Raw genomic sequence first — 22561 nt, 5'->3', positions numbered from 1 at the left:
AATCGTAATGAGAGCCGCGAAAATACGCGGCTCTTGTTTGTGTTGTTTATTGCTGTACATTGTGGAATCTGATGTCATAAATCCTTTCAAATTCTTTTGTATCTTTATTGAATGTTACAGGAGACTTATTCCTGTTTAAGAGATTTACGATTTTGTAAACATCAATCCATATTTCAGCCAGTGTTTCCTTTTGCGATTCGTCAAAAACAAGCTGCATTCCAAAATGAAGATGCGGGACATTGATGTTATTCACATTTTCCTTGCGGCTGTATCCTGTCATTCCAAGATAACCAATAACATCTCCTGCATGGACAATGTCACCTTCCTTGAGGGATTTTACATATGGATGGTCTTTCTTCAAATGTGCATAGTAGTAATATCTTTTGCTGTCCAGACTTCTGATGCCTATTCGCCAACCTCCGTACTGATTCCAGCCGAGTGCTTCAATTCTTCCTGTTTCAACAGCTACAATAGGTGTGCCCACGGAACCCATGAGATCATTTCCCAAGTGGGAACGGGTGAAGCCATAGCTTCTGGAATTTCCAAAGTCATCGTAATGATTGTAGTAATATCCTCCCGCAATTGGAGAAAATGCCTTGAGACCATATTTCTGCACCCATATTTTCTTGCCGGGATTGTTTTCATCATCAATCTGAATTTCGTAAGGACCTACGAATCCTCCAAGTACTGCTGTATATGCTTCGAAATAATAATCGTAGTGTTTCAGATCCTTTGTAAGGCTCTCGATGCTTTCGCCGCTTTTAAGCTTTGCAATCAGTGCATCCATATCCTTTGATTTGTATCTGGAAAAATTTCCGCCATACCTGGTTCCCAAGTATGAAAGAATTTCAATCCAGTTTAATTTTACTTCTTCATCCACACTGTTAATGTCAGCTTTAAGCGCCTTGTCCATAGCCTCATAGCATACCCTGAAATCGACCCACTTGATGAATGTTTTTTCTTCATTGACAGACACAGACCTGGAGGAATTGAGAAACACTGTTGCGGCCAGTGCTGAACATAATATTATTGCTGTGAAAATTACCAGAAACTTAGATTTTATTTTTATAATCATCGCGTACCCCTGAATTATAATATAATAAATTTTATGCATACAAAAGTGTCATTAGAACGAATTGAACATTGAATTATAACGAGAAGATTTAATTGTAATAATTTGATTTATATGTTAATATAAATCTGATTAAATGGTAACACCGGGAGGACAAATTGAAGTTAAAATTTTGTTCGTTGTACAGCGGGAGCAGCGGCAACTGCCAATATATTAAAACTGAAAACACAACAATTCTTGTGGATGCAGGCTTAAGCGGCAAAAAAATCCAGCAGGAAATTATGAATATAGGGGAAGACCCCAAAAAAATAGATGCCTTGTTTATAACCCACGAGCATTCAGACCACATACAGGGAGCGGGAATAATATCAAGGCGCTTTGATGTTCCCATTTATGCAAATGCAAAGACATGGGAAGCAATGAGCTCAGCCATTGGAGAAATTAAGTCACACAATATTAGAATCATGGATGACATAGTTGAGGTGGGAGATCTTGCGGTGAGGGCATTTGATATATCTCATGATGCAGCTCATCCTGTGGGATACAACATATTCTACAACAATAAAAAAATCAGCCTTGTTACAGACACAGGCTGTGTGAATGACAACATAACAAACAGCATCATGGATTCAGATTTGCTGTTGGTTGAGTCAAATCATGACGAAGACATGGTTCTCATAGGGCCGTACCCATGGCCGCTAAAACGAAGGGTTTTGGGTGAGTTTGGACATATGTCCAACGACACTGCCGGACACCTTATCAGCAAGGTGGTTAAAAGAGGGACAGAGATTGTTCTTTTGGGGCATCTCAGCAAAGAAAATAATTTTCCTCAACTGGCTTATAAGACAGTTGAAAATATACTGAAGGAAAACTGCATAGAAGTTAACCCGGGAATCTGTTTAGACATGACATACAGGGACAGATCGAGCCGAGTATATGAAATATAGGTGATAAAATGAATGAAGAAAATATAATTTACTCATGTTTGGAGCATGCAGAGCTTGCTTTGGATGATTTTGTAAACAATGAAGAAAAGGCTCCCCAGCTGGAAAAAATAGAAGAAGAAAAAAAATGCAGCTACTGCGAAAAAGCTGCAGAATATAAAATCGAAGCATAAAAAAGAGATGAATATCATCTTAGACTATTGACAAACCCCGACGCTGTCATCCTGAACGGTAGTGAAGGATCTCATCTTTGTTGAAAACATGAGATTCTTCGGCTACGCCTCAGAATGACAACGTCCATATATATTTGTCATTAAACTGAGATGAATTAATTCATCTCTTTTATATATGATAGGAAAGTTCTCTTTCCTATCATATATAAAACGAGGATTGCAAAGGACGGGACGTCCTTGCCGTTAAGGGGGGTGCGGCGTTAAAACGCGTATGCGTTTTAACGCCGAAGGGGGACATAGGTCCCCCTAGCGGAGTTGCGGAGCAACTTTTTTATATGTTCCAGCAATGATTTAGAGGACCTCTTCCCTTTCCGAGGTTAAGATTGTAGTTGAGGGCTCCTGTCAGGTAATTCTTTGCATTGAAGATGCTTTCAGCAACTGTGAAACCGTCAGCCAGGCTGCAGGCTATGGCTGATGACAGTGTACAACCTGTTCCATGGGTATTGGTGTTTTTTATTTTTTCATGATTGTACCAGGAAAACATTCCGTCATGGAATAGAAGGTCGTCGCTTGAGTCTTCAAGGTGGCCGCCTTTGATTAAGATATGTCCCGGGAAATTTTTTGAAATTTTAAGTGCTGCCTCTTCCATGTCCTGCTTGTTTTTAATTTTAATTCCTGAAAGACATTCGGCTTCCGGAATATTTGGTGTTATTATGTCTGCCAGAGGCATGAGTTTATATTTGAGAGTTTCAATTGCATCATCATTTAAAAGTTTGCTTCCGCTGGTTGAAATCATAACCGGATCAAGAACAATATTTTTTGCTTTATATTCAGCGAGCTTTTCAGCTATTACCTCAATAAGTGTCTTGCTTGAAACCATTCCAATTTTAACAGCATCCGGATAAATGTCAGAAAATACGGCATCAAGCTGTTTTGCTGCAAAATCAGGGGTGGACTCCATGACTCCGAATACCCCTGTTGTGTTTTGAGCAGTAAGAGCTGTTATAACACTCATGCCGTACATTTTATGGCTTGTTATTGTCTTGAGGTCAGCCTGTATTCCTGCGCCGCCGCTGCAGTCAGATCCGGCAATGGCAAGTATTTTTCTCATCAGTATCCTCCAACTGTTTGTTCAGACAGCTTAAATAGTTCTGAAGCAGCTTTCCTTACATCTGCCTGTCCAAAGATTGCTGATATTGCACAAATTCCATCAATACCGCATCCAGAAAGATTTAGCACATTGTCCTTGTTGATTCCGCCTATTGCTACAACAGGAATGCTCACGGAAGAGGTTATTTCTTTCAATATATCAAGATTGATGTTTTCCGCATCAAGTTTGGTTGAAGTTGAAAAAACAGAACCTGCACCTATGTAATCAGCTCCTTCAAGCTGGGCTGAAACTGCTGCATGGGCATTTTTTGCAGAAACGCCTATAATTTTATGTCTGCCAAGCATGTCTCTTGCTGATTTAACAGAGACATCGCCCTGTCCTATGTGAACACCGTCGGCATCAACTCTTAGGGCAACTTCAACATTGTCGTTTATTACAAAAGGAACATTGTACTTGTCAGTTACAGATTTTACTTCTCTTGCCAGCTGAACAAATTCATCAAAACTCACATTTTTTTCCCTGAGCTGTACAAATGTCGCTCCGCCAAGTATGGCTTGTTCCACAACTTCAGAAAGTTTTTTGTCTCCAAGCCATGTGCGTCCAGTTATTGCATAAAGAACCATTGAATTTCTATCTAATTTCAATTTTGGCCCTCCCTTCGAGCACATTGTCATCCATGATTCCCATATAATCAATTAGATGTGTTTTAAATGAAGATGTTCCGCTGCCAGATTTCATGATTTTTTCATAAGCTTCCTCACCGCATATGCCCATGGTACACACAGCAGCAGCGCAGGAATCCAGAATATTATCACCTGATGCAGCAAATGCGCCTGTTATGGAAGAAAGCATACATCCTGTTCCTGAAATTTTACTCATCATGGGATGCCCGTTTTTAATTATGTATGATTTTTCTCTGTCTGATACTATGTCAATTGCTCCTGTTATGGATATGACTGCTCCTGTTGCAATGGAAAGCTTTTTGGCAAATTCAGCAGTATCAGAAATTTTTTCATGTGTAATGCTGTCAGAATTGTCAGCATCGACGCCCCTTGTTGTACTGCTTAAACTCCCAATAGTTTTTATTTCTGAGATATTTCCCCTAATTGCTGTAAATTTTATTTCATTGAGGAGTCTAAACGTAGTTTCTGTTCTTAGTCTTGAGGCTCCGGCACCAACAGGATCAAGTACAACAGGGATGTTCATTTCATTTGCCTTTTTTCCTGCAAGTATCATTGACTGTACAGTGCGTGAGTTCAAGGTTCCTATGTTTATGACAAGTGCGCTGCTCATGGATGTTATTTCTTCAACCTCCAGTTCATCATCTGCCATTATGGGTGAAGCACCAAGAGACAAGAGAACATTAGCACAGTCATTAACCGTAACGTAGTTTGTTATGTTGTGAACCAGCGGACATGTTTCTTTTATTTTTTTTAGAGCGTTAGAAAACAAGATGTCGCCTCCTTTGAAATATTAGTTTGAAAATTCGACTTTCTCGCCGTTTAATATTTTGTTTGTTGTCCTCATGGCGCACATTTTTCCGCACATTGAACAGCTGTGTTTGTCAGCAGGAGGTGTACTTTCAAAATATTCCCTTGCCTTTTTTTTGTCTATGGCGTAAGAAAACATCTCTTCCCAGTCGATTCTTCTTCTCGCATCGCTCATTTTGTTGTCTATGTCTCTGGCATTAGGAATTCCTTTTGCTATATCTGCAGCATGGGCAGCAATTTTTGAGGCTATTATTCCTTCTTTTACATCATTAACATCGGGAAGTCTCAAGTGTTCTGCAGGAGTGACATAGCACAGAAAGTCTGCTCCGTTTGCAGCAGCAACAGCTCCGCCAATGGCTGATGTTATGTGATCATAACCGGGAGCAATGTCTGTAACAATTGGCCCAAGAACGTAAAATGGAGCACCGTGACAAAGTCTTTTCTGAAGCTGCATGTTTGCTGCAATTTCATTTAATGCCATGTGTCCAGGCCCTTCAACCAGTACCTGCACATTTTTGTCCCACGCTCTTTTTGTCAGGTGTCCAATTTCAATTAGTTCTGAAATTTGTCCTGCATCTGTTGAATCGTTAATGCTTCCCGGCCTCAGTGCATCCCCAAGGCTTATGGTTACATCATATTTGTACAATATGTCCAGCAGCTCATCGTAGTGTTCGTAGAATGGATTTTCATTTCCCGTCATTTCCATCCAAGCGAAAATCAGTGAACCTCCTCTTGAAACAATGTTTGTAAGTCGTTTTGAACGCTTGAAGCTTTCAATTGACCTCTTGTTTAATCCCGCATGAATAGTCATGAAATCAACACCTTCAGCAGCATGAGCTTCAATAACTCTCAGAAAGTCTTCTGCCTTTATTTCCAGAAGATCTTTTTCCAGATATCCGATGGCATCATACATGGGTACAGTTCCAATCATCGCAGGAGAATAATCTATGAGCTGCTTTCTGAATGTGTTTGTCTTGCCGTAGTTACTCAGGTCCATTATTGCTTCTGCACCAAATTCAATGGACATTTTAACCTTTTCGAATTCTTTTTCATAATTCGCGCAGTCACCTGAAACACCAAGATTTACATTTATTTTTGTTTTAAGACCTTCGCCTATACCCTCGGGACTCAGGGATTTGTGATTTATGTTAGCAGGTATAGCAACCCTTCCAAGGGCTACAAGTTCTCTTATTTTCTCGGCATTCATATTTTCCTTTTCTGCCACTACTTCCATTTCAGAAGTTATGATTCCATTTTTTGCTGCTTCCATTTGTGTGCTGTAATTTTTCATTTAATACCTCCAATTATTTGTAATCCGGTTTTTTTCAAAGCTGTTATAAAAACTAAAGAAATTCCTGCACCTGCAACAGAACTTATTCCAAAGGGAACAATAAAACCAAATAATGCAGCCTCACGCCCCATTACAATAGATGCCACAGGATAAGCCAGCAATGCTCCTATTATTCCTGTTCCCACTATTTCACCGAGAAAAGCAAGGGACGTTTTTTCAGTATGCTTGTAAAGCGTGCCGCATAAGAATGCTCCGCACATGCTTCCAGGGAAAGCCAGAAGACTTCCTGTACCAATCATTACACGGAGCAGAGATGTTACAAAAGCCATGCTGACGCCGTAAAAAGGTCCAAGAGTAACACCTGCAAGAACGTTGATGAAATGCTGCACTGGAAAAACTTTTGCTGCTCCAATGGGTATTGAAAATGTTGAACACACCACACCCACGGCAATTAAAATTCCTGCCTGGGCTAATTTCTTTGAATTTGACATAAAAACCTCCAAATTTTATTTTAAATATTTTGGTCTCAGAGTATTACCTGCTGCATCTGACAAAAATGTAAAATAAAAAGCGCACCTGCTTGTGAAGTGCGCTATATGCTAATACAATAGTATCATTGCAATGTTCCCTACGTTGGCATTATCCAAATCAGGTACGGTCGAAACCAATGTTTCCTCTCAGCCTTCAAAAGCTCCCGAAATATTTAATTGTATTAATCTTAGCACTTAAGTGTAAACTAGTCAATGATTTATGTAATTAAAATAAATTTGGAAAAAATCAAAAAAATGCTTGTATAAAATTTTGTGCAATGCTATAATATATTCGCTATCCTTGCTCCTGGGAGTACAGGGGCCAAAGTCCAAAGGGAGGTGACTCAAATGATGAGAAAATATGAAGGCGCATTCATTCTGCTTGCTAATTTAGAAGAAGATGTAAGAAACGCTGAAATCGAAAAAGTAAAAAACATAATAACTGAAAGACAAGGAACAATCGAAAAGGTTAATGAGTGGGGTCAGAGAAGACTTGCTTATGAAATCGACAAAAAAAGAGAAGGTTATTATGTATTCGTTGACTTTACATCAGAAGCAGATGCTGTTAATGAAATAGACAGAATTTGTAAAATCAGCGATAACTTTGTTAGACACATGATAACAGTAGAAGAATAGAAACTATATAAAAGAGGATAAAATATGAATAGTGTTGTATTAATTGGAAGACTAGCCAGAGATCCGGAACTGAGATTCATACCTTCAACAGGTATGGCTGTAGCAAAATTCACTTTAGCTGTAGACAGAGAAATGTCAAGAGATAAGAAACAAGAAGCGACATCTCAAGGAAAACAGACCGCGGATTTTATAGGTATAACTGTATTCGGAAAACAAGCTGAAAATTGTGCAAACTACCTTGCAAAAGGAAGCCAATGTGCAGTTCACGGCAGAATTTCAACAGGCAGTTACACTACACAGTCAGGCGAAAAAAGATATACAACCGATATCGTAGCAGATAGAATAGAATTTGTTGGCGCAGGAAAAGGCCAATCATCGTCACCGCAACAGGGAAGACCGGTTCAGCCAGATAGCAGCTTTTTCGATGGATTCCCAGATGAAGACAATGACATTTTCCAGCCAGTAGATGATGAAGATATCCCATTTTAATGAATAGAATATTACGGAAGGAGGAAATATAAATGAGTTCAAGACAAGGCGGAAACAACTCTAGAGAAGATAGAGGCGACAGAAATGACAGAATGGGCAACAAAAGAAGACCACGCAAGAAAGTGTGCCAGTTCTGCCAGGAAAAAGCTACACATATAGATTATAAAGACCTTGGAAAGTTAAAGAAATATACAACTGAAAGAGGTAAAATATTACCAAGAAGAATCACAGGTGCTTGTGCTAAACACCAGAGAATGGTAACAAGAGCAATTAAAAGAGCAAGAACTATTGCTTTAATGCCATACGTAGCAGACTAATAAACAATAAAATGAAGATTTGTGCTCGCACAAGTCTTTTTTGTTGCCGGTTTTTGTAATGAAGGGTTACAGACTGATGATATCAGCATTTTCTGGTGAACTTGAATTTCCATGTGTAGGGGAGGACCTCGTGTCCGCCCGGATTGTTGCTGTACATCTCATAATTCATATAATAAAAAAAGCTAACGGTATCCGTTAGCTTAAATAATTTTTAACTCTTAACTCTTAATTGTTTAGTGGCATCCGCCGCCGCATCCGCTGCAGCCTGACTGAGGCTGAACAACCGGTTTAAGACCTACACCGTATCCGTTGTTTTCTTCGCTTGAAACAATTATGAATCCTCCAAATTGTTCAATCAGTGATTTTTCTGCAATGAAAGTGACTTCTTTGATTGTTTCAACATCATCACCATCAGTAGCTTCGCTCACTGATATTCCAAATACAGGGCCGCTGCATGCATAGTTGTCAATTCCTATTCTTATGTTGTATGAATCAACATTTGCCTCATCAAGCAATGCCTTGAATTCATCGTATGCTGTATCATTTATAAATATCATGGTATAATCCTTTCTGGTTAATCATTTTTGTTACACATCATGATATCATATTAAAATTGTGTTGTACATAATAAATTATATTAAATAATCATGCGATTTTAATTCTCGTACACATATGCAAAACAAACTGACCTGATATACATAAAATTTTTAACTCTTAACTCTTAATTCTTAATTGCTTTACTTCATGCTTACAATTTCAACTCCTGTGTAGTAATGTTTCAAGATTTCCTTGTAATTATAACCTTCTTCGGCCATTCCATCAGCACCCCACTGGCTCATTCCTACGCCGTGTCCGTAACCTGTTGTTACAATTTCTATTTCATTTCCCGTCTGAATGAAACTGAAGTTTGTAGAATTGAGACCAAAAATTGAACGCATTTCACGTCCTGTGATTTCAGCACCATTAACCAACAATGTCTTTATTTTTCCACCTTCACTGACCTCTCCAAGCACTATCATATCATCAAGGTTGTCTTTTGTGAGCCCTAAGTCTCCATAAACGGATTCAATTTTGTTTATAAAGTCACTGACTGTCACCTTGACAGAAGCATGAAGTTTTGGAGCTTCACTTTCATAAGGACTTTCAACACTTCTTAAGTATGGAACAGAAGCAGAAAAAACATCCTCTGAATTTTCAGTTCTTCCTCCGCTGGCAGAATGAAACAAAGGCTCAATGATTTTGCCTTCGTAAGTTAAAATCTGTCCTCTTGTTGAATTTACAGATTCTTCAATTTTACCCCAATATGCATCGTACCATCCGTCATCGTGGGAGGCAATGAGATCCTCCTTTGAAGTCCACACCTGGCAGTGGGTTCCCGAGCATATGGGAGCATCCGTGTGTTCAGGCTGTCCTTCAGGATATTTCTTCATTCTGTACAAAAGATATGTTCTTGCTGTAATTACCTGTGCCTTCAGCGCTTCAATATTGAATTCGGCAGGCATTTCTGAAGCCACAACTCCCTTGAGGTAATCCTCAAAATCAATAACCATAACATCATTTGTTTTTACGTTGTACACCTTAATGAGCTCAGGTTCTTCAATGCTGTAAGTTTCAAGTATCTCTTCATCATTACCCTCTTGTGACTCTTTTGTTTCATTGCCTTCATTGCTGCTTTTGGTATCTGCAGTTGCAACTTCACCTTTAGTATCAAATTTATTCTCCAATACAGCCAGAGAAATGTTAGGAATTGTCAGAAGCATTGCAAATATTACAGCAGCATAAATCATTCGGTTTAACATAATATCAACCCCTTTTATCATAAGTTTCATAATATTTTATGAGCAATAAAAAAAAATAGAACAATTATGTATTAAATAAAAAAAATGGGACACACTATGTGAAGATAATAAAGAAGATAAACAGGAGGTTTACATGAAGAACAACAGATTTAAAAACGCTCAGGCGAAAATGAAAAATTTCTTTATTAGACTCAAGAACAGGGATACAAGTTTCTTTATAATTGCACTTTGTATTGTACTTTTATCAACTGCAATAATTTGGAGATATACATCGAATCCAAATTCAGATAAAGGAAATGATTTGGCAGAAAATGAAACGGAAGACGAAAACATAGGTGCCAATGTAGACCCATATGAGGATTATATTGAAGGTGTGATTGAAGATTATGAAAATGCCGGCAATGATAAAGATGATGAGCAGGAAGCAAAAAGCCTTGACTTAAAAACAATGAAATTGCCATTGGCAGGTGAAATAATCAGGGAATTTACTTTGAATGACCTTGTATATTATGAAGCAATTGGAGAATGGAGAGTACATAACGGCGTTGATATCAAGCCAAAGGACACGTTGATGATTGAATCTGCATTTGCAGGAACTGTTGAAGCTGTAAATAACTCAGAGATTACAGGCACAGAAGTTATTATTGACCATGGAAACAATGTTAAAACATTATACAACAACTTGGTTTCTTCAACCGTGGCTGTTGGTGATTCTGTTAAACAAGGACAAACAATAGGAAATGTAGGAAAAACCGTAAGTGTAGAATCAGCTGACGGAGCTCATCTGCATTTCGAATTGATTGTTGACGGTAAAAATGTTAACCCCATGGACTATATTACTGTTCAATAACAAAATAATGTTCTAACAAAGACATTAACGCATAAAAATGTAATAAGACGGTATAGCCAAAGGGGGTTAAACATGAAAGATTACATAGAACGGAGAGCCATGGAAATTGCGGAATTTATAATAAGTACTGAATCTACTGTAAGACAGACAGCAAAAAAATTCGGTGTCAGCAAAAGCACAGTCCATAAGGATGTTACAGAACGTCTTCCCAAATTGAACCCTCCAGCTGCAAGCGAAGTTAAAAGAGTTTTGCTAAAAAATAAGTCTGAACGCCACATTAGGGGAGGTAAAGCTACTCGCTTAAAATATAAAGAAGCACATGAGCACGAAGAAGTAAGCAATATGTAATTAACCAATTGAGGAAAGGCACTGACTGCAATAGGTTGGTGTCTTTTTAGTTTTTTGATTTTGCTGCAAAATATAAGTAAAATACAATTAATTTTTTATAAATAATATATGTTTTTATCCCTTCTGGGCAATTTTCAAAAAAGTATCTTTAAATAGATGTCGAAAATTGCATGTTGTATTCATTATAGTGCTTTTGATTTTGTGAATATGTCGCTAAAAAATGATGCCAGTAGTACCCTTTGAAATTTTTAAGTTGTTATTTTTAAAAGAAAATAATATTATTAAGTTAAGGATAAAAGTGGAAAGTAAACTTAGAAATACTAGAAGTGAAAAGGAATTATGAAATCTGCTTTTAAATTAATAGCAAAAATAAGTTATAAGACAAATTATACTTTAAACATCATGAATTTGGAATCTCTGATTCAAAATTAATTCGAACAAGAGGTAGAAATGCTAATATATTTAAACCTAATAGATACAGAAGAAGAAAAAAGTAAATTTGAAAAAATATATTATCAATATAAACAACTATTGTTTTATGTGGCTAACAAAATCTTAAATGATGAATATCTTTCGGAAGATGCGGTTCATGAAACATTTATCAAGATAGCAGAAAATATTAGCAATATTTCAGAAGCTATATGTCCCCAGACTAAAAGTTATATTGTTATTATAGTGAGAAACATTTCTTTAAACATTTTAAAAAAACAAAAATCATATTTAGATATTGATAACTACAGTGAAATTATTTCTGATGATTACAGTTTAGAAGATGAAGTACTGTCAAAGTATTCATTTAACTTAATTGTAGAAGAAATTTCAAATTTAACTGTAACTTACAAGGACGTGCTGTATTTAACCTACGTTGAAGGATTAAGCACAAAAGAAATAGCAAGGTTAATAAATGTTGAAAATGAAGCAGTAAAGAAAAGGCTTCAAAGAGGCAGAAAAATATTGTTAGAAAATATTAGAAAGAGGGATAAGTAATGTCTGCTGAATTAATGAAAAAGGCATTAGTCATTTCAATGGAAAGTGAACTGGATTCACTCCCACCAAATCAGGAATTAAAAAAATATCATAAGTTTTCCTATGAATTTGAAAAGAAAATGGAAAAGCTCATTAAAATATCTAAAATTAAATATGTAACTCTAGCCGGATATAAAATTAGAAGAAGTATAGCAGCTGCAGCTTCCATAATTATTATAATCTCAGCATCAATGACAGTAGAAGCAATCAGGCTGCCGGTTATTAATTTCATAGAAAAAATATATGAAGAATTTTCAGAATTGATCTTTAATGATAAAGAAGAAAATTCACCAGAAAAGATAGAAGACAAACATGAACCTAATTTTATACCTGAAGGTTACAGCAAATTAGAAGAAACGAATTATGAAACATATTATCAAATAATTTATTCTAATGCTGAAAAGAATGAATTAATATATGAACAATTTACTTTAAATTATGATGTAACAATAAATACCGAAGAAATAAATACAAAAGAAATATTTATTAATGGAGCTACTGGTATAACTTATAGTCAAAATGGTTTAACTACAGTTATTTTTAGTGACGGTATTTACGCTTATTCTATTAGTGGATACGAAGACGAAAGCATTTTAAAACAAATGGCTGAATCAATAAAATAAATTTCTAAAAATTTTAAGAATATTTCAAAAATCTTGTCCCCAAATTCATATTTAAATTGTTTATATGGTAAAGAGATAAAAAATATGAAAAGGAAAAGGTGATTAGAATGAAAAAAGCAATGTGTCTCTTATTATTAATTTTATTATTTAGTTTTAACTTAGTACCTGAAGCATTTGCAGTAAACTTAAGTGGTGTAATAACGCCATATTATAGTTACACAAATACAACAAAAACAGACCTTTACATATCATCAAGTGGTTTAGCAACTGCAACGGGTAACGTAGTAGGATATCAAGATAAAACAACAAAAGTAAATATGTACTTATATTTGCAAAGATATGAGGGTAGCAATTGGGTAGATATTGATAGTTGGTCAAAATCTGATGAAAGTTACAGATTAACACTAAGCAGTACTAGCTATGTAAGTAAAGGCTATACTTATAGGGTTAAAGCATATTACTATGTTTACAGTGGTACTGATTATGAAAGTATAATCAGGTATAGCAATAACGTTTCTTATTAGCAAATTATAATTCAATGTGAATTCATATAGAAAACAAATTCAGAAGTTATCATAGATAGTAACATACAAATAAAAGTATTGTAGCAAGACATTAAAGAGAAGATATGGTGTTAATTTTCTGCAACCGGCCTGACATGATGAGCATTTAATAAAAGGAGGGGGTTCCATTGGAATTATATGCTTATTTTATATAACACTACACGTATAACCTAAAAAGTTTTGGATAATGGGAACGTATAAAGAAAAAATTATAATGGTTAAATAGTAGTTACCACATTTATCTGTAAACTATCAAAATATACAAAATAGTTAAATTAGTAAAATTAGAGAAAGGGGAATATAATATATATATATTAAGTTTTATATTATAATGTAAAAACATATGAAAAAATTTGTAAGTAGTATTTTGATTTTTGCTTTTGTGCTGACTTTTCCAATTATGACTTATGCGAGTGTTGATACTAACAAGGTAGAGAGAACAATTGTATTGCCGCTTAGTATATCAGAAGAAGATAGTAAGGTGCTCAGTGATCCAGTAATAAAAAAGGGAAATGAAAATTTCTTTAAGTTGTCAATAAACGATAAAACAAAATATAATGGTAGTAGCAATATAACGTTGAATGTTAGGGATATCAAAATTGTAGAAAATGCAGCAATAATGACTGGAACAGGTCAATTCAAATTAGGCAATGAAAAATATGAATTTACATTTGATAATGCTTCCCTAAACGTTATTAAAACATCAAATGGAAGAACTGTCTATGATGGTTCAGTGGAAATTAATATAGACAAAGAATTTTCTGAAGATACTCAAAGTATTTTAGATATTACTATTCTAGATGATTTTGCTAAAGGAACAATAAGTCTAACTATGGGCGAACTTGATGGAAATAGCGGTTTGGCAATGTTATTTTGGGGAGACTTATTCCCAGAACAACAAGAAGTCTTTAACTTGAATAACAAAAATCAAGTTTATAATGAAGAGATAAATCCAGTTAATGAAATAAACGAAATAGGGATTATGTCTGCTAATGGATATGATCATGTAGGCAATGCCATGAATAAATCTATAGGCGGAACTAGTTACACTAAAGAGATGGTGGTAATGAGTGTAAGCAAGGCAGATTTTAGAGATAGGCAATCGGACTTAGGTAACGAAATGATAAGGATTTTCAGTCGATCTTATAATGTTTCTTCAGCAATGACTGGTGTCTTATTAGCGCAACCAACTTCTTTTGAAGCTATTTTTCTATCTAAAACACTTGACTTTCTCGATATATATCAAACAACGCCACGTAGTGGTAACAATTCTATGAATATAAGTTTTCCTATTTTAGAATATTTATTTCCAGAACTTGGTCCTGTCTTAGCATATGTTAACTTAGCATTGAGTTCATTAAGCAGCAGTAGTTCAACATTATCTGATGCTTTAGGTGATGGACATTATAACAAGGCTGTAGTAAAATCAAATATAACTACAGGATATGATTATATGGATCTTCCATCTAGTACATTATATTCAAGTGCTCATACAAATACTAACAGAGGGGCATCTGTTGAAATAGATTATAATCAAAGACCTGATGCTGGAGATTCTGCAGTTGTGGAAGCAAGAGCAAGGATTACATATAGGCTATATTTAAATACTGATAGAACGTCAAGCGCTACTACTGGATATGCAAGTTATCCACACGTTGTATATGGTTATTAAATATAATAACTGATATAGACACACTTATTGCAAAAAGCAATAAGTGTGTCTTGAATTGAGAGATATATTAAAAAGATAAGTAGGAGTTTTTATGAAAATAAATAATAAAAATTTAATTATAATATTATTAACAATAGGTATACTTTTGGTCGGGTGGAGCGTTATAGAAAGTATAAACAAAAACACATATGAGAAATACAGCTATGATGTTAATAGATTTGAAGAAAATTATCAAAGACTTATGATTTCATTAGATACTTTTGTTGAGATGCCTACTGTCGAAAACTATAGTGAAATACAATTTAGAATGGGAGTAATGTCTAGCACTTTGACTTCGCTTTATAAAAGCATGAGAGACTGTTATAAGAAGGGCTTGATTGAGAAGGATATATCACCTTATGAAGGGGCAGAAGTAGTTGACACAGTAAATAGGGAACTTCTTTCTTCTTCAGAATTGATAACAAAATCAATAAATTTAAACGGAAGTCGTTTAGAGTTAGATAAAAATAAAATAAAAGAACTTTATGAAACCCTAAATTCACTTAATGCACTTTTAAAACCGTATTATGATGATTTAAACCATTATTATAAATAAGCTACATTTTAAAAAACATAATAATCTAATAAGAAGTGAATAAAAAACATAATATTAGTATAAATTTAAAAAATTTTTCGGGCAAATCCTGGGCAAATCTTCATAATAAACAATATAAAACGGTATTAATAAAAATGTAGAGAACTCCATGAAAACGCTGAAATTTACACATAGTATTAATACCGTTCTACCCCTTAAGATTCGGGGAGGTAAAGCTACTCGCTTAAAATATAAAGAAGCACATGTGCACGAAGAAGTAAGCAATATGTAATTAACCAATTGAGGAAAGGCACTGACTGCAATATGTTGGTGTCTTTTTAGTTTTTTGATTTTGCTGCAAAATATAAGTAAAATACAATTAATTTTTTATAAATAATATATGTTTTTATCCCTTCTGGGCAATTTTCAAAAAAGTATCTTTAAATAGATGTCGAAAATTGCATGTTGTATTCATTATAGTGCTTTTGATTTTGTGAATATGTCGCTAAAAACGATGTGAGTAGTACCCCTTGAATTTTCAAGTTGTTATTTTAACACAATCATCATTTTTAGTGACGGCATTTACGCTTATTGCATTAGTGGAAACGAACACGAAAGCACACTGAAAAAATGGCTGAATCGATAAAATAAATATATCTAAAATTAATTTTAAAATATTTTAAAAATCTTGTCCTCAAATTGATATTTAAATTGTTTATATAGTATAGAGATAAAAATATAAAATAGGAATGGTGATTAGAATGAAAAAAGCTATGTGTCTATTATTAACTTTATTATTTAGCTTAAGTTTAGTACCTGAAGCATTTGCAGCAAATATAAATGGTGTCATAACTCCATTTTATGATTACACAAATACAACCAAAACAGATCTTTACATATCACCAAATGGGTTAGCAACAGCAACAGGTAGTGTAACAGGATATCAAGGTAAAACAACAAAAATTAATATGTACCTATATTTGCAAAGATATGATGGCATCAATTGGGTAGATACTGATAATTGGTCAAAATCTGATGAAAATTACAGATTAACATTAACCAGTACAAGCTATGTTAGCAAGGGTTATACAATGATACTTACCAGAATATCAGGCAGTGACTTTAAATATTCTGCACACTCAATAGATAGAGCAGATGCAAACTTAACAACCGCATTAGGGGATCCAGATTATGCTACATATAAAATAAAGTTCTATGCAATGTATTAATACTATATTAAACTATATATTAGTGTTAGTATAATTTATCTTACCTATAATTAAGGGAGTATATTTATGTTAAAAAGCAAAAAACTTATTGTATTATTTATAATAGTCGTACTTGCTTTACTGTTAATAGTTAAATTTGAAAGGGAATTAGTATTTATTAGTTATTTACCAAATACAATAGATAAATCTATTAGTTATAAGGTTAATAGCTATCAAGTAATTTTGCCATTACAAAAGTTCTCTTTCATAACATTTTTTGATACAGTAATGGTATCACAAATTAGATATTTTACTTTTTTAGAAACTGAGGAAATTAGTAATTATTATGATTTGTCAAGGCAACAAGCAGAAAATAATTATGAAATTATTAAATATGATGATTTATATCTATATTATGATAAGGCAAATAATGTGTATGTTCAAATACCAATTGAAGTACATATATATGATAATAATATTATCAGAAAGGTATGGTTTAATTTAGTTCCTAAAGATGAAATAAGAGAAATTATTGAAAAGAAAATGCTTGATGAAAAGAAACGCTGAATAAAAGACCGTATTCATTTAGCCGATGCTACTCCACTTGATTATAATGAGTTTTTAAAAAGGCGTGATTAATCACGCCCCAGGTTACTGACAAAGTCAGAAAAAAATTACGAAAAAAACAGAAAAACCGTTGAAAAACCAATGGTTTTTTGTATCATTCGGGAAAGATAGGTATAATAATTATTTTATAACTAATATACGTTTTTATCATTTCTGGGCAAACTTCTAAAAAAGAAGTTATTATTTACTGTTGAAATTTCCATGTTTAAAGCATACTACTATGTTTACAGTGGTACAGTTATAATGAGTAGAACTAGTGATATAACAAAAGATATGGATACCCGAGTAGCAGAAGCAAATAATTCTAACATTGATTTTATTGTAACAATACATTGCAATTCATCAACTAATACATCAGCTAGAGGTTATCAAGTATTTTATCCTTCAACACATGATGTTAGTATCAGTACAGCGCTGGCTACAAAAATTAATTCTAGGCTTGCTTTTACTAGTATTCCAAAGTTTGGATCGCCTACAACTCATGATGGAATAGGATTATTATTATATACTAAGTCCCCTGCAGTATTAGTTGAAACTGCATTTATGTCAAATAGTCAAGATTTAGCTTTATTAAAAAGCCCGACAGAGCAATCGAACATTGCTAATAATATATATATTGGAATAAGACAATGGTGGTGGGGAAATTAATAAAGTCAATATAAAAAACTAATTTAGTAAGACCGTCTAACTTAACTTCGCAGTAGTAAGTTACATTATTGGATTATTTAATATTGGGTGTAGTTGAATTAAGAGAGGTAAAACGCAAAATAGAGCCTCATACCACAAGAGGGATTTCAATGTTCTATCTTACCAAAGATTTGAATTAAATATATGTTTACACTAAAATAAGCTATGTTAAGTTTATTAAGTATTGAATACAATATTGTTATACATTATTATATGCGAAGTTTAAGTTATTAATTTGAGAAAGGTATAAACGTTGATATGCATAAAAGAAATCGAATACTTACTGCCATTATATTAATAACAATTTTGGTTTTAGTAGTTTACCTATTAATTGCTAATTATAGGCAAAACAATATAATTAATAATATAAAAAAAATTTCATTAGAAATAAGCAGGGAAACTTATGATAGTGGAGATAATTCAATAAAAAGATACTCTATAGGAGAAGCACAAAAAAGACTTTTAGAAAAAAAAGAAAAAAACTTAAATAGTAAAATAAAGCTTGAACAAGTAAATGTAAGTTCTTTTGATGAAATTGAAGAAGAGGTAATTGTTACTACTGAGATACAAGAGTATCCCTTTAAAACGGTAATTTTTCATGAATTTATTTTTAAGAAGCTTGATGATAAGTGGCTTGTAGTAAACTTTAACTGTGATGTATAGTCTAAGTAATTTGTTATTGGATGAGGAAACTGAGGGTAAGCATAAAGCCGAATAATAGGTCAAGTTTTACTTTGTACCTATTATACTTAAAAACCGAGGTGATTTTTTGAAAAGAGAAGCAAAATTAAAGGTAATAGTTATTGTCATTGTAGCTGTTTTATGTATGGTATATTTTTTTGTTAATTGTAATAGTAAATCTTCTGTAGAAGATAATTATATTGAATTTTTTAAGCAAATGATTTCTGTAGAAAATTACAAATTGTTGAAAGACGGCAATTATGAGGAGCTAGCGGATAACTTTAGATTGTATTGTAATGAACGTGGTTTAAATGTAGTAATGTCAAATAGGGAGATTAAATATAATTATAACTTTATTGAAAAACACAATATAAAGAGTTATAGGAATTTATTTGTTGAATTGATTGAGGAATCAACAGATGGTGAAACATATTTTAAAAAGTACAAGATTTCCTATAACTATATAGATAGTAATAATAAAGAGTACGAAATGGCTGATTATTATCAGCTTAATATAAAGGATAATATGATAGATTATGTTAAAATTGACTCTGAAAGAAGTACAGTTGGTAGTAATTAAGATTTGGGAAAAGAATTAAGAAATGAAGATATAAAAAATTGTGTTAGCGAAAAAAGTGATTGTTAGTAGTAGTTTATTTAGCGAATTTAGTTTTTTAGGTTGATGTTAGTATTATATAGAACTGGTCATAGTGTTATAAACCATGATCAGTTTTTATTTATGCAAAGATTGCCTTTATTATAAAATACGTGTAAAATCTATTAAATAAGAAATTATTCTAAATTAGAAAATATTCTATAAACTTATAGAGATTAATGGTGTTTTCCAATAGGGAAAGAGTCAATTCAATTTTACCATAAATTAGTGAGGGGTTACACTTTTTTGCACAAAAAAAACCCGTGATTTCACGGGTTTTGGCGTTTAGCAAACGCCTAATTATTATTAAATATGGGGTGAAATATTTGAAAAAAATTATCAGTATTTGCATGAGCCTACTATCTCTTTTCAGTTTCTACATCTGCTATAGCTGTAGAAATAAAGCTATAGATAGGTGTAGGTGCATACCTATGACTTTTTAAATTATATAATCAAATTAATATTTTGCTAAAAGTTCATCAACTAATACTTTATTGCTTTCAACACATCCACCGCATCCAGTACCAGCTTTTGTAACTTTTTGAACTTCTTCAAATGATCTTGCTCCTTTTTTAATCGCTTGAATCATATCTCGAACTTTTACATTGTAACACCCGCATACTACTTGATTTTCATCTATTTTTTTCTTAAGTAATAAATTATTAACTAATTTTTCATTACTACCTTTACACTTACCGCAACCTGTACTAACTTTAGTTATTTGCTGAACTTCTTCAAATGTTTTTGCGCCATTATTTACTGCATTTATTAAATCTTTTTCAGTAAGATTAGAACATCCACATATAATATTTCTATTTTCTATTCTATCATTATCTTTTTCCGTTAGTTTTGAAATTTTTGCTTTATTAGATTTAAGCGTATACTTGCTCACTAAATCTTTTAAAATCTGTGCTTGTCCTGATAATTCTTCACTTGCTGCAGCGCTTTCTTCAGCAGTAGCTGAATTGTTTTGAACAACTGCAGATACTTGCTCAACTCCCAAAGTTACTTCACCTATTGAAGCAGCTTGGGCTTCAGATGCTCTTGATATTTCCTCAATAACATCTGTAAGATATTCCCCTTCTTCTACCACTATTGATAAGGAATTTGCTGTTTCATCAGCTAATTTTTTTCCGTTTTTTACTGCCTGTATAGATTGCTCGATCAAAGAAGTAGTATCCATAGCTGCAGTTGCACTCTTAGATGCTAAATTCCTAACTTCGTCAGCAACAACTGCAAAGCCTTTTCCGGCAGAACCGGCCCTGGCTGCTTCAACAGCTGCATTTAAAGCTAATATATTTGTTTGGAAAGCTATATCCTCTATTGCTTTTATTATTTTACCAATTTGATTTGATGAATCATTAATTTCATCCATGGCTTTTATCATGTCTTGCATTTGGACATTACTTTTTGCTATTTCGTTTCTTAAGTTTACAGCCCTTGTTCTTGCATTTTCAGAATTTTGAGCATTACTTTTTACATTATCGGATATCTCATTTAATGTTGCTGATAATTCTTCTACAGAACTTGCTTGTTCCGTTGCTCCTTGAGACAATGCTTGTGCACCACTGGAAACTTGATCAGCTCCGCTTGCAACTTGTTCAGATGCTTGATTAATCTGTGTCATATCTTCATTTAAATAATTTAATATGCTTTCAGTAGAAATTTTTAATTTTGCAAAATCACCTTCATAGTTCATGTCAATTGTAGATGTTAAATTCCCTTTTTCGATTTCACCAAGATGATAAGAAACATTTCCAATAACATGATTAATTTCTTCAATAGTAGTTTTCAAACCATTTAACAAAATTCCTGTTTCATCATTGAATGTAGCTTTAGGTACAACGGAAGTTAAATCTCCATGGGACAATAAAACTAAGCGGTCTGCACAAGATTTAATTGGGTCCGAAATCTTTTTAGCAGTTCTACGAGCTATAATAATTCCAAGAAGTATAAAAATTACAACTGCTATACAAATGGCTAAAATAGAAGTATAAACTCCACCTAAAAATTCACTTCGCTCAACATTAATTGTTATACTCCAACCATTAGTACCTTCAATAGGAGCAAATGCAGCCAACATTTTAACACCATCGTATGGGTAACTACCAAAACCTGTTTCGCCATTAATCATTCTTTTTTCTATTGCTGCAAGTTCTTTTAAACTTTCATCTGTTTTAACAAGTTCCTGAGTATTTTCTACTCCAACAATGGAATCATCTTTATATGCTATAGTAAGTCCATCCTTATTTAACATATAAGCATCACCTGTATCTCCTACATTAATTGACCTTACAATATTATTTAAAAATTGTTCATCTGGTACAAAATATACAACTCCTACAACTGTTGAATTCGGTATTCCATCTTTCCATAGAGGTGCAGAAATTATAATTGAAAGTTTTCCGGTGATTTTGCTTATAAGCGGATCACTGGCATAGGATTGACCATTAATTGAAGATTTAAAATAATCTCTGTCCGAATAATCCTTACCATCAAAAATACTTATGCCGTTTAGATCAAGAATATTTCCCCTTTGAAATCCATATTGTTTTGCGTTGGCATCAATGATTTTTTGTTTTTCACTTACTGCGACATTTGAATCTGACAAATCCTTTATGCCTCCAACTCCCATGGCTACATTTTTATACGATTCTATTTCTTTAATAACTCTTTCAGCAGCAATTACAGCTGTTTCAGTCATAGTTTGCTCAAGTGCATCATAGGTTGTTTTGTAATTAAGATAACTGCTGATAGCACCTAATGTAATACTTAAAACTATAACAACTGATAAGATAATAAAAGTTATCTTTGTCTTAATACTGTTCATTTTAATTTTAGTTATTTGAATTTTTTTCACGACTTATCCCTTTCCCTTTTATTGAATAAAAGATTTAATTGAACATGGTTTTGATTTTTGCATACATCATTTAACTTCAGTAATCATATGTATCGACAGTTTTTTAAATAAGTTTAATAATTATTTAAAAATATTAAAAACAGGATATGCAAATTCGGTCCTTTTAAAAGTTACGTAATGCAAGCCTGGCTACTCTGAAAAAAAATCAAAAAATAATGAACAAATTACAGAAAAGTGCAGTCTAACATAATATGGAATAATAGTATAAATCTATAAGATATAAAATTTATAGTTCACAATAATTGAGGTTTGCATTAGTAGAATTATGCGTAATA

The 22561-nt window shown here is 33.4% G+C and carries 26 protein-coding genes and 1 riboswitch; of the genes, 17 read left to right on the top strand and 9 right to left on the bottom strand.

All coding sequences use genetic code 11. From position 1 onward, the window contains the following. Positions 1-46: 46 nt before the first annotated feature. Positions 47-1075 (bottom strand): M23 family metallopeptidase, encoded by a 1029-nt coding sequence (locus LY60_RS02075; RefSeq protein WP_212633438.1) that lies wholly within the window; start codon positions 1073-1075, stop codon positions 47-49. Positions 1076-1230: 155 nt separating this feature from the next. Between LY60_RS02075 and LY60_RS02070 the strand changes: the two genes are divergently transcribed. Both LY60_RS02070 and LY60_RS02065 read left to right on the top strand, forming a co-directional pair. Continuing rightward, on the top strand, positions 1231-2019 hold the full coding sequence (locus LY60_RS02070; protein ID WP_145079308.1) for an MBL fold metallo-hydrolase: 789 nt from the start codon (positions 1231-1233) through the stop codon (positions 2017-2019). Positions 2020-2027: 8 nt separating this feature from the next. Further along, positions 2028-2189 (top strand): CxxH/CxxC protein, encoded by a 162-nt coding sequence (locus LY60_RS02065; RefSeq protein ID WP_145079305.1) that lies wholly within the window; start codon positions 2028-2030, stop codon positions 2187-2189. 331 nt (positions 2190-2520) lie between these two features. Here LY60_RS02065 and thiD read toward each other — a convergent pair whose 3' ends face one another. Genes thiD through thiW form a run of 5 tightly spaced genes read right to left on the bottom strand, consistent with a single transcriptional unit; the run spans position 2521 to position 6572 of the window. Further along, entirely contained in the window at positions 2521-3300 is a 780-nt protein-coding gene (gene thiD / locus LY60_RS02060; protein ID WP_145079302.1) for a bifunctional hydroxymethylpyrimidine kinase/phosphomethylpyrimidine kinase, read from the bottom strand. Next, on the bottom strand, positions 3300-3944 hold the full coding sequence (thiE, locus tag LY60_RS02055) for a thiamine phosphate synthase (protein WP_170226078.1): 645 nt from the start codon (positions 3942-3944) through the stop codon (positions 3300-3302). Before thiE ends, thiD begins: the two co-directional genes overlap by 1 nt. Continuing rightward, complete coding sequence (gene thiM, locus LY60_RS02050) at positions 3931-4752, bottom strand: hydroxyethylthiazole kinase (protein WP_145079299.1); 822 nt, start codon at positions 4750-4752, stop codon at positions 3931-3933. The genes thiE and thiM overlap by 14 nt, the downstream gene beginning before the upstream one ends. A 21-nt stretch (positions 4753-4773) precedes the next feature. Further along, entirely contained in the window at positions 4774-6081 is a 1308-nt protein-coding gene (gene thiC / locus LY60_RS02045; protein WP_145079296.1) for a phosphomethylpyrimidine synthase ThiC, read from the bottom strand. Beyond that, positions 6078-6572 (bottom strand): energy coupling factor transporter S component ThiW, encoded by a 495-nt coding sequence (gene thiW / locus LY60_RS02040; protein ID WP_145079294.1) that lies wholly within the window; start codon positions 6570-6572, stop codon positions 6078-6080. Before thiW ends, thiC begins: the two co-directional genes overlap by 4 nt. Positions 6573-6689: 117 nt before the next feature. Beyond that, positions 6690-6789, bottom strand: a riboswitch (TPP riboswitch). 170 nt (positions 6790-6959) lie between these two features. Between thiW and rpsF the strand changes: the two genes are divergently transcribed. The 3 genes from rpsF to rpsR are packed head-to-tail and all read left to right on the top strand — an operon-like array spanning position 6960 to position 8053. Further along, positions 6960-7247 carry a 30S ribosomal protein S6 gene (rpsF, locus tag LY60_RS02035; protein WP_019228004.1) on the top strand — a complete coding sequence of 96 codons (288 nt, stop codon included), beginning with the start codon at positions 6960-6962 and terminating at the stop codon, positions 7245-7247. 24 nt (positions 7248-7271) lie between these two features. After that, the gene (locus LY60_RS02030) at positions 7272-7736 is read left to right on the top strand and encodes a single-stranded DNA-binding protein (RefSeq protein ID WP_019228003.1); all 465 of its coding nucleotides are present in this window, start codon (positions 7272-7274) and stop codon (positions 7734-7736) included. A gap of 32 nt (positions 7737-7768) precedes the next feature. Beyond that, positions 7769-8053: a 30S ribosomal protein S18 gene (gene rpsR, locus LY60_RS02025; protein WP_019228002.1), complete on the top strand. Its 285-nt coding sequence runs from the start codon at positions 7769-7771 to the stop codon at positions 8051-8053. 233 nt (positions 8054-8286) lie between these two features. On the opposite strand, the gene LY60_RS02020 is transcribed toward rpsR, so the two are convergent. Together LY60_RS02020 and spoIID are read right to left on the bottom strand one after the other, a co-directional pair. Continuing rightward, positions 8287-8610 carry a HesB-like protein gene (locus LY60_RS02020; protein WP_019228001.1) on the bottom strand — a complete coding sequence of 108 codons (324 nt, stop codon included), beginning with the start codon at positions 8608-8610 and terminating at the stop codon, positions 8287-8289. Positions 8611-8790: 180 nt separating this feature from the next. Beyond that, positions 8791-9852, bottom strand: coding sequence for a stage II sporulation protein D (spoIID, locus tag LY60_RS02015; RefSeq protein WP_212633437.1), 1062 nt, complete (start codon positions 9850-9852; stop codon positions 8791-8793). A gap of 133 nt (positions 9853-9985) precedes the next feature. On the opposite strand from spoIID, the gene LY60_RS02010 reads away from it, so the two are divergent. The 12 genes from LY60_RS02010 (at position 9986) to LY60_RS01955 (ending at position 19291) form a co-directional block, all read left to right on the top strand. Continuing rightward, positions 9986-10702 (top strand): M23 family metallopeptidase, encoded by a 717-nt coding sequence (locus tag LY60_RS02010; protein ID WP_145079288.1) that lies wholly within the window; start codon positions 9986-9988, stop codon positions 10700-10702. A gap of 72 nt (positions 10703-10774) precedes the next feature. Continuing rightward, positions 10775-11050, top strand: coding sequence for a sporulation transcriptional regulator SpoIIID (spoIIID, locus tag LY60_RS02005; protein ID WP_019227998.1), 276 nt, complete (start codon positions 10775-10777; stop codon positions 11048-11050). Positions 11051-11500: 450 nt separating this feature from the next. Further along, positions 11501-12037, top strand: a complete 537-nt coding sequence (locus LY60_RS02000) for an RNA polymerase sigma factor (RefSeq protein WP_145079285.1) — start codon at positions 11501-11503, stop codon at positions 12035-12037. Beyond that, complete coding sequence (locus tag LY60_RS01995) at positions 12037-12699, top strand: DUF4367 domain-containing protein (protein ID WP_145079281.1); 663 nt, start codon at positions 12037-12039, stop codon at positions 12697-12699. The genes LY60_RS02000 and LY60_RS01995 overlap by 1 nt, the downstream gene beginning before the upstream one ends. 107 nt (positions 12700-12806) lie before the next feature. Next, a complete protein-coding gene (locus LY60_RS01990) occupies positions 12807-13223 on the top strand; it encodes a hypothetical protein (RefSeq protein ID WP_145079278.1) in 417 nt (138 codons plus the stop codon). Positions 13224-13605: 382 nt separating this feature from the next. Further along, positions 13606-14934: a hypothetical protein gene (locus tag LY60_RS01985; RefSeq protein ID WP_145079275.1), complete on the top strand. Its 1329-nt coding sequence runs from the start codon at positions 13606-13608 to the stop codon at positions 14932-14934. 91 nt (positions 14935-15025) lie between these two features. After that, positions 15026-15529, top strand: coding sequence for a hypothetical protein (locus LY60_RS01980; protein WP_145079272.1), 504 nt, complete (start codon positions 15026-15028; stop codon positions 15527-15529). A gap of 740 nt (positions 15530-16269) precedes the next feature. After that, positions 16270-16737: a hypothetical protein gene (locus LY60_RS01975; protein ID WP_145079269.1), complete on the top strand. Its 468-nt coding sequence runs from the start codon at positions 16270-16272 to the stop codon at positions 16735-16737. A gap of 66 nt (positions 16738-16803) precedes the next feature. Next, positions 16804-17283 (top strand): hypothetical protein, encoded by a 480-nt coding sequence (locus tag LY60_RS01970; protein WP_145079265.1) that lies wholly within the window; start codon positions 16804-16806, stop codon positions 17281-17283. Between the two features lie 261 nt (positions 17284-17544). Continuing rightward, positions 17545-17991: an N-acetylmuramoyl-L-alanine amidase family protein gene (locus LY60_RS01965; RefSeq protein WP_145079262.1), complete on the top strand. Its 447-nt coding sequence runs from the start codon at positions 17545-17547 to the stop codon at positions 17989-17991. Between the two features lie 345 nt (positions 17992-18336). Beyond that, the gene (locus tag LY60_RS01960) at positions 18337-18693 is read left to right on the top strand and encodes a hypothetical protein (RefSeq protein WP_145079260.1); all 357 of its coding nucleotides are present in this window, start codon (positions 18337-18339) and stop codon (positions 18691-18693) included. Positions 18694-18799: 106 nt separating this feature from the next. After that, positions 18800-19291, top strand: coding sequence for a hypothetical protein (locus LY60_RS01955; protein WP_145079258.1), 492 nt, complete (start codon positions 18800-18802; stop codon positions 19289-19291). Positions 19292-19823: 532 nt separating this feature from the next. Here the strand turns inward: LY60_RS01955 and LY60_RS01950 are convergent. Continuing rightward, positions 19824-22196 carry a methyl-accepting chemotaxis protein gene (locus LY60_RS01950; RefSeq protein WP_145079256.1) on the bottom strand — a complete coding sequence of 791 codons (2373 nt, stop codon included), beginning with the start codon at positions 22194-22196 and terminating at the stop codon, positions 19824-19826. Between the last annotated feature and the right edge of the window lie 365 nt (positions 22197-22561).

This window comes from Sedimentibacter saalensis (assembly GCF_007830175.1).
GTDB classification, from domain to species: domain Bacteria; phylum Bacillota; class Clostridia; order Tissierellales; family Sedimentibacteraceae; genus Sedimentibacter; species Sedimentibacter saalensis.
Note: the sequence above shows the minus strand (reverse complement) of the source record. Positions and strands in the feature narration are given on the sequence as shown.